12 protein-coding genes are annotated in these 15,410 nt (G+C 67.6%); 5 read left to right on the top strand and 7 right to left on the bottom strand.

Features of this window, described 5'->3' with window-relative positions; all coding sequences use genetic code 11:
• Window positions 1–360 precede the first annotated feature (360 nt).
• From ACEOAB_RS01145 to atpE, 5 genes are all read left to right on the top strand, one after another.
• Window positions 361–1,377, top strand: a complete 1,017-nt coding sequence (locus tag ACEOAB_RS01145) for an ABC transporter permease (protein WP_056588451.1) — start codon at window positions 361–363, stop codon at window positions 1,375–1,377.
• The gene (locus ACEOAB_RS01140; RefSeq protein WP_495653380.1) at window positions 1,374–2,381 is read left to right on the top strand and encodes an aldo/keto reductase; all 1,008 of its coding nucleotides are present in this window, start codon (window positions 1,374–1,376) and stop codon (window positions 2,379–2,381) included. Before ACEOAB_RS01145 ends, ACEOAB_RS01140 begins: the two co-directional genes overlap by 4 nt.
• A 34-nt stretch (window positions 2,382–2,415) precedes the next feature.
• Window positions 2,416–3,270: a class I fructose-bisphosphate aldolase gene (locus ACEOAB_RS01135; protein ID WP_413750462.1), complete on the top strand. Its 855-nt coding sequence runs from the start codon at window positions 2,416–2,418 to the stop codon at window positions 3,268–3,270.
• Between the two features lie 120 nt (window positions 3,271–3,390).
• Entirely contained in the window at window positions 3,391–8,100 is a 4,710-nt protein-coding gene (locus ACEOAB_RS01130) for an Ig-like domain-containing protein (RefSeq protein WP_413750463.1), read from the top strand.
• A 148-nt stretch (window positions 8,101–8,248) separates the two neighbouring features.
• The gene (atpE, locus tag ACEOAB_RS01125) at window positions 8,249–8,488 is read left to right on the top strand and encodes a F0F1 ATP synthase subunit C (RefSeq protein WP_007835387.1); all 240 of its coding nucleotides are present in this window, start codon (window positions 8,249–8,251) and stop codon (window positions 8,486–8,488) included.
• Window positions 8,489–8,548: 60 nt separating this feature from the next.
• Here atpE and ACEOAB_RS01120 read toward each other — a convergent pair whose 3' ends face one another.
• The 7 genes from ACEOAB_RS01120 to ACEOAB_RS01090 all read right to left on the bottom strand — a co-directional run bounded on the left by ACEOAB_RS01120 (window position 8,549) and on the right by ACEOAB_RS01090 (window position 15,357).
• On the bottom strand, window positions 8,549–9,262 hold the full coding sequence (locus tag ACEOAB_RS01120; protein WP_056587843.1) for an SDR family oxidoreductase: 714 nt from the start codon (window positions 9,260–9,262) through the stop codon (window positions 8,549–8,551).
• Between the two features lie 350 nt (window positions 9,263–9,612).
• The gene (locus tag ACEOAB_RS01115) at window positions 9,613–10,221 is read right to left on the bottom strand and encodes a glutathione S-transferase (RefSeq protein WP_413749472.1); all 609 of its coding nucleotides are present in this window, start codon (window positions 10,219–10,221) and stop codon (window positions 9,613–9,615) included.
• Window positions 10,222–10,248: 27 nt separating this feature from the next.
• On the bottom strand, window positions 10,249–11,136 hold the full coding sequence (locus tag ACEOAB_RS01110; RefSeq protein ID WP_413749473.1) for an acyl-CoA thioesterase: 888 nt from the start codon (window positions 11,134–11,136) through the stop codon (window positions 10,249–10,251).
• 98 nt (window positions 11,137–11,234) lie between these two features.
• Window positions 11,235–11,924, bottom strand: coding sequence for a hypothetical protein (locus ACEOAB_RS01105; RefSeq protein WP_235507843.1), 690 nt, complete (start codon window positions 11,922–11,924; stop codon window positions 11,235–11,237).
• Window positions 11,925–11,947: 23 nt separating this feature from the next.
• Window positions 11,948–13,318, bottom strand: a complete 1,371-nt coding sequence (locus ACEOAB_RS01100; protein ID WP_495653379.1) for an FAD-dependent oxidoreductase — start codon at window positions 13,316–13,318, stop codon at window positions 11,948–11,950.
• Complete coding sequence (locus tag ACEOAB_RS01095; protein ID WP_413749475.1) at window positions 13,318–14,295, bottom strand: Bug family tripartite tricarboxylate transporter substrate binding protein; 978 nt, start codon at window positions 14,293–14,295, stop codon at window positions 13,318–13,320. Before ACEOAB_RS01095 ends, ACEOAB_RS01100 begins: the two co-directional genes overlap by 1 nt.
• An 84-nt stretch (window positions 14,296–14,379) precedes the next feature.
• The gene (locus ACEOAB_RS01090) at window positions 14,380–15,357 is read right to left on the bottom strand and encodes a Bug family tripartite tricarboxylate transporter substrate binding protein (protein WP_056587858.1); all 978 of its coding nucleotides are present in this window, start codon (window positions 15,355–15,357) and stop codon (window positions 14,380–14,382) included.
• Window positions 15,358–15,410: the final 53 nt, after the last annotated feature.

The raw sequence follows: 15,410 nt of genomic DNA, 5'->3' as shown, positions 1-15,410 counted from the left end.
ACAGGGTTCGTGCGGCGCTTCGGTCGGCTCTGTCGGTTCGGGGTGCGCTCACGCCGACGGGGTACCTTGCTCCGCGAATGTCCCCCGGCCTTCGGCCTCCTCCTTTATTTCGCTGCGCAAGGCACCCCGCCAGCGTGATCGTTCAGAGCACTTGTTGATCGGCCAGCACAAGAGCAGCGCTCGTTGTGCACAGGGCACCGGGTGCTCCCCGCAGCGAAATAAAGGAGGAGCCGAAGGCGGGGGACATTCGCGGAGGGGAGTACCCGGTGGCCTGTGCACGCGCCCCGAACAAGAGCGCCAAGAACACAAACATCAAGAACACACCCGACAAGCAAGACAACGCGCAGTGGAGCATCCGACATGAACTACCCGGCCCAACTCGACGCAGGCCTTCCACCAAGACAGCAAGGAAGACCCCCCGCAAAACCCGCCAGCAAGCTCGGCAGCATGCGCGAGATGGGCTTGCTGCTCATCATCGCCGCGCTGTGCGTGGGCATGAGCTTCGCGTCGCCCTACTTCCTGACCTGGGACAACGTGCGCGCCATGCTGCTGTCGTTCTCCATCGAAGGCATCGTGGTCGTCGGCATGACGATCCTGCTGATCGTCGGCGGCATCGACCTGTCGGTGGGCTCGGTGGTGTGCTTCGCCATGGTGATCACGGGCAAGCTCTTCCTCATGGGCTTCGACCCGTGGACCGCCGGACTCATCGCCATTGCGGCGAGCGCCATGATCGGCGCGATGATCGGCGGCTGCGTCACGCGCATCGGCCTGAACCACTTCATCGCCTCGCTGGCCTTCATGGTCATCGTGCGCGGCCTGTGCCTCGCGCTCACGCAGGGCACGCCGCAGTCGCTGTTCTCGCTGCCGGCGGAGTTCAAGTTCATCGGCCAGGGCACGCTGTTCGGCATTCCGGCCGTGATCCTGATCTTCCTGGCGATCGTGGTGGTGAGCGACTTCCTGCTGCGCCGCTCCACCCTGCTGCGCCGCGTGTTCTACACCGGCAGCAACGAGAAGGCCGCGCTCTACTCCGGCATCCGCGTGGGCCGCGTGAAGTTCTGGGTCACGGTGCTGTGCGCGGCCTCGGCGGGCCTGGCGGGCGTGATCTACACCGCGCGCTTCGGCGCCGCCACGCCGACCTTCGGCATGGGCATGGAGCTCAACGTGATCGCCGCGGCGGTGATCGGCGGCGCCAGCCTCAAAGGCGGCTCGGGCACCGTGCTGGGCGCGGTGCTCGGGCTTGCGCTGCTGTCGGTGGTGACCAGCTCACTGATCCTGCTCGACGTGTCGCCCTACTGGCAGGACGTGATCAAGGGCCTGATCCTGCTCGCGGCCGTGACCATCGACCACATCCTGAACACGAGAAAGACCAAGCGATGAGCAACAGCAACAACGCATCGATGATGAAGAAGACCACCCTCGGCCCGTCGGGCATCGAATGCTCGGCCATCGGCCTGGGCACCTGGGCGATGGGCGGCTGGATGTGGGGCGGCGGGGACAACGCAGCCGCCGTGCTGGCCATCCAGGCCTCGCTCGACGCGGGCGTGAACCTGATCGACACCGCGCCGGCGTACGGGCTCGGGCGCTCCGAGAGCATCGTCGGCACCGCGCTGAAGGGCCGCCGCCACGAGGCCGTCATCGCAACCAAGTGCGGGCTGGTATGGCACACGCAACAGGGAACGCACTTCTTCGAAGAAGACGGCCACCCGGTGCATCGCTACCTCGGGCGCGAATCGATCGTCCATGAGTGCGAAGAGAGCCTCAAGCGCCTGCAGACCGACTACATCGATCTCTACATCACGCATTGGCAGGACAGCACCACGCCGGTCGAGGAAACGATGGACGCACTGCTGGAGCTCAAGAAGCAGGGAAAGATACGCGCCATCGGCGTGAGCAACGTGAGCCCCGAAACGCTCGCCGAATACCTGCGCCATGGCCCGGTCGATGCGGCGCAGGAGCGCTACAGCCTGATCGACCGCGAGATCGAGCAGGCGCTCGTGCCACTGTGCAGCGCGCACGACGTGGCGGTGCTGGGCTATTCGTCGCTGGCGCTGGGCCTGCTGGCCGGCCCGATCGACCCCGGGCGCAAGTTCACCGGCGACGACCAGCGCGCGAACAACCCGCGCTTCAGTGCGCAGAACCGCGCGAAGCTCAAGGCCTTCTTCGACGAGTTGGAGCCGCTGCGCAAGCAGCTCGAATGCTCGTTCGGCCAATTGATGATCGCGTGGACGCTGGCACGCGGCAGCGTCTCGGTGGCGCTGTGCGGCGCACGCGTGAGCAAGCAGGCGGTCGAGAACGCGGCGGCCGGCTCGGTGCGCCTGCGCGACGACGCACTTCAACTCATCGACGCCGTTGCGGCCAAGCACCTGAACGCGCTGGCCTGACCCTCTCCACTTTCAATACAAGGACCTCTTTCGTATGTCGAAGGACAAGACCGCACGCCTGAACCGGCTGCTGAACAACGGGCGCTGCCTGGACATCGCGCTCGACCACGGCGTGTGCAACGAGCCCTCGTTCCTCAACGGGCTGGAAGACATGCCGCAGGTGATCGACAAGCTCGTGGCCGCCGGCCCCGACGCCATCCAGCTCAACCACGGCCAGGCCGATCTGCTGCAGGACCGCCCGGGCCGAGACAAGCCCGCGCTGGTGCAGCGCATCGACATGGGCAACCCCTACAACGCCACCGCCCATCGCGTGATGTGGGCCGTGCTGCAGAACGAGCACGACCCGGTACTGCCGGCAGTGCAGCGCGACGCAGCCTGCGTGGTCGTCAATCTGTTCATGCTGCCGAACGAGCCCGACCTGTTCCGCCAGTGCGTGCAGAACATCGCTCGGGTGCGCGCCGACTGCGACCACTACGGCATGCCGCTGATGATCGAGCCGCTGGTGATGCGCCCGCACAGCGAGCAAGGCGGCTACATGGTCGATGGCGACGCCGAAAAAATCGTCACGCTGGTGCGCCTGGCACGCGAGATGGGCGCCGACATCGTCAAGGCCGACCCCACCACCGATCCCGCCGAGTTCCACCGCGTGGTGCAGGCCGCGCGCTGTCCCGTGCTCGTGCGCGGCGGCGGGCGCGAAGACCTGCAACAGGTGTTCGCGCGCTCGCGCGTGCTGCTGGACCAGGGCGCGGTCGGCATGGTGTACGGGCGCAACGTGTACCAGCATGCCAACCCGTCGGCGGTGGTGAATGCGTTGATGGCCATGATCCACCGCGGCGCAAGCGCCGAGGAGGCGTGGGGCATCTACGAATCGGGCGGCACGAAGAAGTAACGCTGCGCCGTCGAAAAAAAGAGAGGGAGAGGCTGTACGGCAGGCGGCGCACTCGTCGCCGGCCGGGGTGCGCCCTGCGCGCGCGCTTTCGCGAGTGAACACCACAACTTGGAGGCGACGATGAAGATCCGGTATTACCTGATGGCTTTGATGGTGCCGTTCGTCACACTGCTGACGCACGCGGCAATCACCGGGGTCAGTCCGATGACGACCCTGGGCAACATGGCGGCGGCGGTTTCCGAAGCTGTCGCCGACCCGCTCCCGTTGCAGGGTCCGGGCCTGGGCAACCTCACCTACACCTCGGCGGAACTGTTCAAGCCGGTGTCCATGATCACCAGCGCGGCGCACCCGCTCGATCCGGCGCACAGCAGCGCCTACGAGTCGCGCGAGGTGCCCGCCACCTACCCGGGCCGCAAGGACTACGGCATGAACGCGGGCATCATGATCAACGGCTACTTCCTCACCTCCTTCGCGCCGGACAGCGGCCTCGGGCCGGGCGGCTTCCTGCTGTACGACGTGTCGAACCCGCGCCAGATCCAGCTCGTCAAGAAGATCTACGAGCCCGAGGCCCGCACCAAGGAGTTCCGCGAGACCCATTCCTTCGGCACCGCGAAGATCGGCGGCAAGACGTATGTCGTCCTGCCCAGCATCAACGGCATCGAGTTCTGGGACTTCACCGACATCAACGACATCAAGCAGGTGAAGAAGCTGGCACTGCCAGGCGTCAACGGAGGCGACTACGAGGACGTCGCCTGGCAGCTCTGGTGGCAGGCGCCCTATCTGTACGTGGCGTCGGCCGGCCGGGGCATCTTCATCGTCGATGCCAGGGACCCCGCGAACGCCGTGATCGCGAACCGCGGTGCGGGCAAGCCCAATCCGGTGCCCACCGGCGAGCTCGGCGGTTTCCGCATTGGCCCGATCTTCACGATGGGCAACCACATGGTGCTGACCGCGATGGAAAGCAACGGCGGCTTCGCGAGCCTGGACATCTCCGATCCGCTCAACCCCAAGGTGCTCGATTCCATCGTGGGCACCACGCCCTTCTACTACGCCACCTGCTTCGACGGCAGGAACCTGCACGCCTCCGCGCGCAACAGCGGCGCCAGGATGTACAGCTACGACCTGAGCGACCGCTCGCGCTTCGTAGCCGAGGACAACCGGCTCGTCATCGACGAACAGCTGTACTGCGCCACGCAGGACAACTACGTGATCCAGGGCGCGCAAACGCGCATCCACAAGGTGGACGTGAGCAATCCGCTCAATCACGTGGAGGTGGGCCGCGGCAGCATCCTGCGCGAGGACGACCCGAACTTCTCGCATTCGGACAACGGCCAGGTCGCGATGTTCGGCAACCTGGTCTTCGTGGGCAACGACCACGGCTCGGGCAGCGGCTTCATCGTGCATGCAGTGGACCCCGACACCACCAAGCCTGAAGTCAAGCAGGTCTCGCCGGCCAGCGGCGCGAAGCAGCAGGCGCTGACCTCGCGCATCGGCCTGGGCATGACGGACAACATCCGGCCCGAGAGCGTGAACTCCAACACCTTCATCGTGCGGCCGGTGGGCGGCAACACGCTGGCGGGCACCTACAGCGTGCAGCTGGGCATCATCAACTTCTCGCCCGACCAGCCGCTGCAACCCGGCACCAGCTATGAAGTGTTCCTGCCGGCCAACGGCGTGAAGGACTATGCGGGCAATGCCATTGGGGTCGACTACAAGTCGACCTTCAACACCGGCAACGCGACCGACATCAACCTGATGCACTACTGGACGCTGGCGGGCAACCTGTCCGACCAGATCGGCAGCAACAACGGCACGCCGGTCTCGGGCGACGCGTTCGAGAGCATCGGCCTGAACTTCGCGAACCGCACCGCCGGTGTGCCGCTGAAGAACGACTTCGTGGCCACCGTGCTCGGCGGCACCGCGTCGCTGAGCTTCTACATGAAGACCACGCAGACGGGCGGTGCGAACTCGTGGACCGCGCCCGGCATCTTCGGGCGCGACCAGGCGAGGGGCACGGACGACGTGTTCTGGGGCTGGCTCGACAACGGCGGGCGCATCAAGCTGTCGGCTGGCAACGACGCCGGCACCACCTCCACCGCGGCAGTGAACGACGGCACCTGGCACCACGTGGTGCTGACGCGCGACGCGGCCTCCGGCGCCCAGGCCGTGTACGTGGACGGCGTGAAGACCACCTCCACCGGCCCCACGGGCAACAAGGGCCTCGCGAACAAGTTCAGCGTGCTGGGGCAGATCCAGGGCAATGCCGCACTCTTCAAGGGCACGCTGGCAGAGGTGCGCGTCTACAGCCGCGTGCTGAGCGACACCGAGGTCAACACGCTGCGCGGCCAGGCCATCATCGGCGACCCCGGCATCGGCGGCGGTCCGAAGCTGGTCAACGGCCAGCTGGTGTTCAACCCGGGCACGCTCGGCAGCAGCGGCGCACAGTTCCGCTGGAACTTCGGCGACGGCACGCAGACGGCGTACTCGAACCAGCCGAACTACACCTACACCTACAACCGCCCCGGCCACTTCACGGTGACGCTGACGGTGAAGGACGTGAACGGCCGCGAGACCTTCTACACCTACAACCTCACCGTGATCGCTCCGGTCACGGCGCGGGCGCCGACGCACACCACCAACATCGCGGGCGATGCGAATTCGGTGTACTCGGTGAACCCCGACAGCGGCACGGTCGCTGCCATCGATGCGCAGACCCTGGCCAAGCGCTGGGAAACGCGCGTGGGCGACGAGCCGAAGACGCTGGCCGTCGGCCCCGACGGACGCATCTGGGTCACGGTGCAGGGCGAGGACAAGCTGGTCGCGCTGAGCGCGGCCGACGGCAGCCTCTCGACCACCGTGCCACTGGCCTACGGCAGCGGCCCCTATGGCGTGGCCTTCACGCCGGACGGTGCGAAAGGCCTGCTCACGCTGGAAAGCAAGTCGGTGTTGATGAGCTTCGATCCGAGCAACGGCAGCACCACCGGCGCGGTCGCGCTCGAAGGCAACCTGCGCGGCATCGCGGTCAACGCCGACTCGCAGGTGGCTTATGTCACGCGCTTCAAGTCGAAGATGACCGGCGGCCAATTGCACAAGGTCAACCTGCAGAGCATGAGCGCCATGACCACCATCGCGCTGCCGGTGGACACCACCACGGTGGACACCGAGAGCCACGCGCGCGGCGTGGCCAACTACCTGAGCCAGGTGGTGATCTCGCCGGACGGAACGCGGGCGGTGCTGCCCTCGAAGAAGGACAACATCGTGCGCGGCAAGTTCAGGGACGGCCTTGCGCTGGAGCACGACAAGACGGTGCGTTCCATCCTCTCGCAGGTCAACCTGCAGACGGCCGCGGAAGTGTTCGCCGAGCAGATCGACTTCGACGACCGCGCACCGGCGCGCGCCGCACTGTTCTCGCCGTCGGGCGACTACCTCTTCGTGGCACAGATGGAAGGCAACCGCGTGGCCATCGTCGATCCGTACAGCCGCGCGGTGCGCGGCGAGATCAACACCAGCAGCGCGCCGCATGGCCTGTACCTGGACGCGACGCGCAAGCGCCTGTTCGTCAACAACTTCCTGGCGCGCTCGGTGTCCGTGCACGACGTGGCTTCGGTGCTGTCGTCCGAGACGGCGGCCGCGATCTTCCTGCAGAACGTGGCGACGGTGGCGCAGGAACCGATGGCGGCCGCGGCGCTGCGCGGCAAGCAGGTGTTCTACAACGCCTCCGACCGGCGCATGAGCAAGGACAACTACATCTCCTGCGCGAGCTGCCACGCAGACGCCGGCGACGACGGCATGGTGTGGGACTTCACCCAGCGCGGCGAAGGCCTGCGCCGCACCATCAGCCTGCAGGGGCGGCGCGGGCTGGGCCACGGCAAGCTGCACTGGACGGCCAACTTCGACGAGGTGCAGGACTTCGAGAACGACATCCGCAACGAGTTCGGCGGCACCGGCTTCCTGACGAATGCGGACTTCGCGGCCACCTCCGACCCGCTCGGCGCGCCCAAGGCCGGCAAGAACGCGCAGCTCGACGACCTCGCGGCCTACCTGAGCTCGCTGAACAAATACATGCGCAGCCCGGCGCGCAACGCCGACGGCAGCCTGAGCGTCGATGCGGCGCGGGGCCAGGCACTGTTCACCTCGGCGCAGTGCGTGACCTGCCACGCGGGCGGCACCTTCCGCGACGGCATCCGGCACGACGTGGGCACGATCCAGGCCTCGTCGGGCAAGGGCATGAACCAGCCGCTCGCGGGCGTCGGCTTCGACACGCCGACGCTGTCGGGCACCTGGAACACCGCCGCCTTCTTCCACAATGGCCAGGCGGCCACGCTGCAGGACGTGCTCGGCAGCGGCCACGGCAATGCCAACAGCCTGCCGGCCGCCGACGTGGTGGCGATCCGCGAGTACGTGCGTTCGCAGGACACGGCCCCGGCCGTCATCTCGCGCATCCGCTCGGACCTCAACCCCACCCTGTGCGTGAACATCAAGGGTGCGGCGACCACCAGCGGCGCGACGGCGGTGCAATGGCCGTGCGGTACGGCAGGCAACGAGAAGTTCACCGTGACGAGCCTCACCGGCGGCTACGTGCAGTTCGTGGCCGAGCACAGCGGGCTGTGCCTGGCGCAGAACGGCACGGCGACGACGAACGCGCCGGTGGTGCAGCTGGCGTGCACGGCGGGCAACACGGCGCAGTGGAGCATGGTCGGCGGGAGCATCCGCAACCGCGCCTCGGGTTCGTGCCTGGACGTGCCGAACAGCTCGACGGCGCAGGACACGGCGCTGATCACCTGGACCTGCAACGGTGGGAACAACCAGAACTGGACACAGCTTCCGTAGCGCCAGCAGCGTTCCATGAAAGGCCGGCCGCTTAATGCGGCCGGCCTTTTTTCATGCCGCCCATGACCTCCCACGTCATGGACCGTGCGCACCCGCTCTGGGAAAGTACCTCCATCGATCCATCAATCAACCACCAGGAGAAAACACCATGACCGGCTTCAACATCCTTCCCCTCGCAGTCGCCCTGCTGATCGGCATCGCCGCGCTCGGCTCGTGCCTCGGCATCGGACTGGTCGGCCAGAAGTTCCTGGAAAGCACCGCGCGCCAGCCCGAGTTGGTCGACACGCTGCAGACCAAGTTCTTCCTGATCGCGGGCGTGACCGACGGCGCATTCATCATCGCGACGGGCATCGCCCTCTGGTTCGCGACCGCCAACCCCTTCGGCTGATCGGCCCGATCGGCCACGAACACAAAGCGGCGCCCCGGCGCCGCTTTGTGTTTTGGGCCGCTACACCGAGCGCGTGATGCCGCCGTCCACGCGCAGGTTCTGACCGGTGATGTAGCCCGCGCCTTCCGAGGCGAGAAAGCCGATGACCGCCGCGATCTCCGCGCTCTTGCCGTAGCGGCCCATCGGAATGCGCGAGCGGAACTCGGCCTTCTCCGGCAGGCTGTCGATGAAGCCGGGCAGCACGTTGTTCATGCGCACGTTCTTCGCGGCGTAGGTGTCGGCGAAGAGTTTGGTGAAGGCCGCGAGGCCGGCGCGGAACACGCCCGAGGTGGGGAACACGGGGTCGGGCTCGAAGGCCGCGAAGGTGGAAATGTTGATGATGGCCCCACCACCCTGCTGCACCATCAGCGGCGCGACCAGCCGTGCGGGGCGCACCGCGCTCAGCAGGTACACGTCCATGCCGCGATGCCAGTCTTCATCGGTGATTTCGAGGATGGGCGCGCGCGGCCCGTGGCCTGCGCTGTTGACCAGCACGTCGACACGGCCCCACTGCGCCACGACCTTGTCGACCAGCCGCTTCAGGTCGTCGTTCGACTGATTCGAGCCCGTCACGCCGATGCCGCCGAGCTCGGCGGCCAGTGCCTCGCCCTTGCCCGACGACGAGAGGATAGCCACGCGAAAGCCATCGTCGGCGAGCTTGCACGCTGCTGCGGCACCCATGCCGCTGCCACCTGCAGTGACGATGGCTACTTTTTTCTGGTCTTCAGAGGACATTCGGGATTCCTTGGTTCGTGCGAGAGCCCGCATTTAGCCAAGGAATCGACTCCCCTGCCAGACTGGGATTTGCGTCCGAGTTCGGGGTGCGTGCGAATGACACCGGGTGCTCCCCTCCGCGAATGTCCTCCGGCCTGCGGCCTCCCCCTTTATTTCGCTGCGGGGAGCACCCGGTGCCATTCGCACATGAGCGCACTGCTTGTGCCGGCGGTTCGACCGCAACGTCCATCGATCACGCCGATGGGGTGCCTTGCGCAGCGAAATAAAGGAGGAGGCCGCAGGCCGGGGGACATTCGCGGAGCAAGGTACCCCGTCGGCGTGAGCGCACCCCGAACGGAATCGAACGGAACTCAGGCAGTAGGCACCGTCGCCCGCATCGAAGCCCGCTGGTTGAACCCCTTGAACCACTTCGCACTGTTCGGCGCCTCGGCTCTCCAGTCCACCGAAGGAAAGCGGAAGTCCATGTACCCCAGCGCGCAGCCGAAAGCGATGGTGCCGATGTCGACGCGGTCGCCGAAGGACGGCGCTGCGGATTCCAGCCACTCGAGGCCGGTGCGCACCTTGGCGAGCTGTCCGTCGGTCCAGTCGGCCCAGCGCAGTTCCTCGGGACGCAGCACGGTCTCGTAGCGCGCCAGCAGCGCGGCGCCGGTCATCCCGTCGGCGAGTGCGAGTTCGGTGAGGCGGGCCCAGCGTTCCTCGCCGTCGGCTGGAAAGAGCTTGCCCGACTGCGTGGCGTTGAGGTACTCGCAGATCACGCGGCTGTCGAAGAGCACCTGGCCGTCGTCGGTGATGAGGGTGGGCACCTGGCCGAGCGGGTTCTTCGGGATGATGGTGGCGTCGCGCTTCACCGGGCCGGCCGCGCTGGGCAGCTTCTCGATGCGGTCGGCGATGCCGAGCTCGTGCGCCACGACCATGCATTTGCGCACGAAGGGGGAAGCGGGCGAGAAGAAGATCTGCATGGCGGGCGATGCTCCGGTGTGGCGTTGTTACTTGCGGCGGATGCGCAGCATGCCTTCCTGCGCGGCCGAGGCCACCAGCCGGCCGTCGCGCGCATAGAGGCTGCCGCGGCACAGGCCGCGCGCGCCGCCCGCGCTGGGCGAGTCGAGCACGTACAGCAGCCAGTCGTCCATGCGGAAATCGCGGTGGAACCACATCGCGTGGTCGAGGCTGGCGGGGCGCACCTGGCCGCTCATGAAGCTCAGGCCGTGCGGCAGCATCGCGGCGCGCAGCAGGCCGTGGTCGGAGGCATAGGCCAGGAGCGCGCGGTGCACCATCGGGTCGTCGGGCAGCGGCGCGATGGCGCGCATCCAGATGGCGCTTTGCGCCGAGGTCGGGCGCACCTGCGGAGCGATCAGGTCCTCGGGGTCGACGCGGCGGTACTCGATGCCGTGCGGCTGCACCGCCTTGACGCGCCAGGGCTGGGGTAGGCGATCGCCGAGGGCGATGCGCTGGTCGAGCTCGCTGACGAGGCCGTCGGGGCCGCCGACCTCGGGCATGTCGAACTGGTGCTCGACGCCGTCGTCCACGGTCTGGAACGAGGCCGACATCTCGAAGATGATGCGCTCCTGCTGGCGCGCCACCACGTGGCGGGTGGTGAAGCTGCGGCCGTCGCGCACACGGTCGACGCTGTACTCGATGGGCGCGTGCTCGCCAGGCAGCAGGAAGTAGGCGTGCATCGAATGCACGGGGCGCTCGGCGCCCACGGTGAGGCTGGCGGCCATCAGCGATTGGCCCAGCACCTGGCCGCCGAAGACGGCGGGCGTGCCGATGTCTTCGCTCTGCGCCAGGAAGCGGTCGCCGCCCAGTGGCTCGAGCTGCATGAGCGCGACGAGTTCGTTGACGAGGCGGGAGGCGGTGGCGGGATCGGTGGTCATCGGAGGCATTCAGGGCAAGCGTAAAAGCAACCCTCGACCATAGCAAAGGCCGCGCCCGAAAGCTGTCGCGGGCCGGTCAGCCGGCGCTCCCGATGGGCCTATTTGTAGAAGCAGACACCCATGAAGCGGGCGCTGCAACCGGAATCCGTGCCGCCCTGAACCACGCGCACCGGCACACCGCCCAGCAGCATCGAGCCGTCGTCGGCATACACCAGCGGCGAAGGCGCGGCCTTGGCGAAGGTGCCGCTGAGCGTTTCCTGCTCGACGTACTTGAGGTACTGGCGCCGCGAAAAGTCGACCTTGTCGGCCGACTTCAACGGCGCGGCCTCGTAGCGCTTGCCGTACACCGTGCCGAAGTAGCGCAGTGCCGGCCCGGTGCGGTCGCCGTACTTCACGTCGGCTTTCGCGAAGCCGGTCTGGACGAGGTAGGTGCGGTCCTCGGGCGTCAGGTCGGCGTCGAAGGCCATCAGCACGTACTGGCCCTCGAAGCTCTGGTTGCGCGCCACCTTGAGTTCGCCGATCAGCGCGGGCGTGACCTTGGTGCGGCCGTCCCAGCGCAGCAGCGCCGCCACGGACGGATCACCGTCGAACACGTAGTGGTAGTTCTCGCCGGCAATGGCGACCTTGCGGCCGTCCTTGGCCGCCATGAAGCTCACGACCCGGTCCTTGCCGTGGACCGGGTCGCCTTCGGGCGTGCTGGCACAGCCGATCTGCAGCAGGCCGAGGGCGGCGCAGGACAGCGCCAGGAAGATGCGACGTGCGCAGGTCGGCAACGAAGGGAGGTGCACTTTTCGTCCAGGGTTCGAGTTCATCAAGCCCCGGACTCTAGCCTCTGGCGGTCGAGATCGACGCCGTCCGCGGCCAGCTTCTTCTGCAGCGCGGCCACGTCCACGCCGGCGAACGCGGTGCTGCCCAGCGACGCGGCCGCCGTGCCCGCGGCCTGCCCCATGACGAAGCAGCCGCCGCTCGCACGCGCGGCCGACTGGCCTTCGTGCGTCATCGACGCGCAACGGCCGGCCACCAGCAGGTTGTCGACCGCCTGCGGCACCAGCATGCGCCAGGGCAGGTGGTTGTAGGCATTGGCTTCGTCGCGCGGGAAGGCCCACTCGATGCGGCCATCGGCGTGCATTTCCATCGGCCAGGCGTTCAGGCCGATGTTGTCGTCGAACTTCGCCGAACCCAGGATGTCCTCGCGCCCGAGCGCATACAGCCCCTGGATGCGCCGCGTCTCGCGGATGCCGACCTGCGGCGCGATCTCCACGATGGCCGACTGCGCGAAGCCCGGCACCTCGGCCTTCAAGAACTTGAAGTACTCGGCGATCTGGCGGCGGCCTTCGAGCTCGCCCTCGGTGAGCTCGCGCGCGTCGACGCCGTTCATCGCGCGGCCCTGGGCATTGCGGATCTGCGTGACGTTGGCGCGCCACTCGCGCGGGTCCTTGTTGGGCCGCAGGATCGCGCCTTCGCGCGGGAACTTGTAGACGCCGGGCTTCTGCTGCTCGGCGCGCGCCATGTAGTCGTTGATGGCCGAGAACTCGCCCACAGCCGCCAGCGCGGCCGGCGCGTCGACCTGGCCGATGCGGAACATGGTGGTCGGAAACAGCCCGCTGCCGTGGCCGTCACCCACCTCGAAGGGCACGCCGGCAAAGGCCGCCACGTCGGCGTCGCCGCTGGCGTCGATGAAGGCATTGGCGCAAATCGCCTGGCGGCCCGACTTGGTCTCGACCACCAGCGCGGCGATGCGGCTGCCGTCGCGAACGACGGATGCGGCCAGCGCGTGGAACAGCAGCTTCACGCCGGCGGCGCCGAGCAGCTGGTCGGCGGCCAGCTTGTAGGCCGAGGTGTCGTACGAACGCACGCAAATGCGCCCGCCCATGCCGTTCTGCGGCGCATTCATGCCGTTGAACCCGGCGATGCGGTCGATCAGCTCGTCGACCACGCCGCGCACCAGCTGCGTCATCTCGCCGTTGCGCTTGCCGTACAGGCCCGCGAAGTTGGTGACGCCGCCGGCCGTGCCCATGCCGCCGAGAAAACCGTAGCGCTCCACCAGCAGCGTGCTCGCACCGTGGCGCGCGGCGCTCACGGCGGCCGCGATGCCGTCGGGGCCGCCGCCGACCACCACTACGTCGTATTCGCCGAAGACCGGCAGCGCGCGCGCCGGCTCGTTCAATGTCTGGGTTGTCATCACTGCAACTTGATGCCGCGGGCCGAGATGATCTTGGTCATGATCGCGGCCTCTTCATTGACGCGCGTGCGCATGCCGTCCGGCGAGGTGCCCACGGCCTGCCAGCCCTGCTCGAAGAGCTTGCGGCGCACGTCGGGGTTCTTCATGACCACTTCGAGTTCGCGGCTGATGCGGGCCTGCGCGGCCTTCGACAGGTTGGCCGGGCCGAGCAGCGCCACCCACACCTCGAGGTTGAAGTCCTTCACGCCGGCCTCGGCCAGCGGCGGGATCTCGGGCACCAGCGCGCTGCGCCCGCCCGTGAGGCCGATGGCCTTGAGCTTGCCGGCCCGGATCTGCGGCATGGCCACGCCCGGGGGGATCAGGCCCATCTGCACCTGGTCGCCCAGCATCGCCGTGACGACCTGCGGATTGCCCTGGTAGGGCACGTGCTCGGGCTTGAAGCCGCTCACGCGGGTCTTGAGCAGTTCCATGCCCAGGTGGCCGACCGAGCCGATGCCCACCGAGCCGTAGTTCCACTTGTCGCCGGCTTTGCGGCCCGCGTCGAAGAAGGCGGTGCCCGAGGGCAGGTTGTTCTGCGCCACCAGCACCAGCGGCGCCGTGGCAATCAGCGAGAGGTACGTGAAGTCCTTGGCCGGGTCGTAGGGCAGCTTGGGGTACAGCATCTTCGACGACGTGAGATTGCCGTTGATGACGAGGCCCAGCGTGTGGTCGTCGGTGGCCTTGGCCACCTGGTCGGCCGCGATGTTGCCCGAGGCGCCGGCCTTGTTGTCGACCACGATCGGCTGGCCCAGCGCCTTGCCCAACGGCTCGGCGATGGTGCGCGCCGCGATGTCGGGCGTGGAGCCGCCCGGGAAGCCCACGAGCAGGCGGATCGGCTTGGTCGGCCAGGCGGCGTTCTGTGCGCTGGCGGTCAGCGGCAGTGCGGCGGCGGCAGCCAGGCCGCAGGCAATCAGGAGGGCTCTCTTGGTGGCTTGCATGGAGAAAAAGTGTGAAAAAGTTGTCAAAAACCAGAGCAGGCCAGCTTAACTGCCGAGCGACGCGCCGGGCAAGGCGCGCCCTCGCTATTCGAGGCTGATGTTGCCCCTGCGCACCAGCTCGCCATACACCTTCGACTTGGCCTCGGCATTGCGCTCGATTTCCTCGGGCGACCAGGCCAGCGGCTCGAAGGCGAAGGTGTCGAAGCGCGCGCGGATCTCGGGGTCGGCGATGACCTTGGCCACGTCGGCATTGATCTTCGCCTTGACGGCCGCCGGCACGCCCTTGGGCGCGAGCAGCGACACGAACGAGTTGACCTCCAGCGAGGCCGGGCCGCCGGCCTCGGCCATGGTGGGCACGTCGGGCATCTGCGGAATGCGCCTGGGCGCCGCGATGGCCAGGTAACGCAGCTTGCCGGCCTTGTAGATGCCCTGGCTCGACGGAATGCTCGCGAAGCTCCACGGCACCTCGCCGGCGCCCACGTTGGAAAACAGCTGCGACACCTCGCGGTAGGGAGCGTGGCGCATGTGGATGCCGGTGAGCGCCTCGAGCTGCTGCGCGCCCAGGTGGCCGGGACTGCCGACGCCCCACGAGCCGTAGACGATGCCATCGGGGTTGGCCTTGGCCGCGCCGATCAGGTCGCTCATGTTCTTCCACTTCGAATCGGTGGCCACGGCCACGAAGAAGGGCGTGCGAAACAGCGAGGCCACCGGGTCGAAGTGCTGCAGCGTCACGAAGTTGCGCGACTTGTACAGGTGCGGCAACGCGGCGATGTGCTCGCTGTCGAGCTGCAGCAGCGTGTAGCCGTCGGGCGCGGCGCGCCGGGCCTGGTCGATGGCGATGAAGCCGCCGCCGCCGGGCTTGTTGTCGATCAGCACGCGCTGGCCCCACAGGCGCGAGAGCTTGTCGGAGACGAGGCGCAGCACCGCGTCGGGGCCGCTGCCGGCCGCGAAGGGCGTGACCAGGGTCACGGGCTTGTTGGGAAAGTCGCCGGCCTGCGCCAACGCCCCTGTAGCGACTGTCAGGGCAAGCCCCGCGGTCAGCAGTGCGCGCGAAAAGTTCATGGTGTCTTGTCTCCTGGGCCTGTGGCCTCGATGGTTATGGATGATGGAAGAAG

Source organism: Variovorax sp. Varisp53 (assembly GCF_059491555.1).
This window is presented reverse-complemented; position numbering and strand designations above follow the sequence as displayed.

Coding starts and splice junctions, on each gene's coding strand:
- ACEOAB_RS01145 (WP_056588451.1), top strand. CDS start 361: ATGAACTACCCGGCCCAACTCGACGCAGGCCTTCCACCAAGACAGCAA.
- ACEOAB_RS01140 (WP_495653380.1), top strand. CDS start 1,374: ATGAGCAACAGCAACAACGCATCGATGATGAAGAAGACCACCCTCGGC.
- ACEOAB_RS01135 (WP_413750462.1), top strand. CDS start 2,416: ATGTCGAAGGACAAGACCGCACGCCTGAACCGGCTGCTGAACAACGGG.
- ACEOAB_RS01130 (WP_413750463.1), top strand. CDS start 3,391: ATGAAGATCCGGTATTACCTGATGGCTTTGATGGTGCCGTTCGTCACA.
- atpE (WP_007835387.1), top strand. CDS start 8,249: ATGACCGGCTTCAACATCCTTCCCCTCGCAGTCGCCCTGCTGATCGGC.
- ACEOAB_RS01120 (WP_056587843.1), bottom strand. CDS start 9,262: ATGTCCTCTGAAGACCAGAAAAAAGTAGCCATCGTCACTGCAGGTGGC.
- ACEOAB_RS01115 (WP_413749472.1), bottom strand. CDS start 10,221: ATGCAGATCTTCTTCTCGCCCGCTTCCCCCTTCGTGCGCAAATGCATG.
- ACEOAB_RS01110 (WP_413749473.1), bottom strand. CDS start 11,136: ATGACCACCGATCCCGCCACCGCCTCCCGCCTCGTCAACGAACTCGTC.
- ACEOAB_RS01100 (WP_495653379.1), bottom strand. CDS start 13,318: ATGACAACCCAGACATTGAACGAGCCGGCGCGCGCGCTGCCGGTCTTC.
- ACEOAB_RS01095 (WP_413749475.1), bottom strand. CDS start 14,295: ATGCAAGCCACCAAGAGAGCCCTCCTGATTGCCTGCGGCCTGGCTGCC.
- ACEOAB_RS01090 (WP_056587858.1), bottom strand. CDS start 15,357: ATGAACTTTTCGCGCGCACTGCTGACCGCGGGGCTTGCCCTGACAGTC.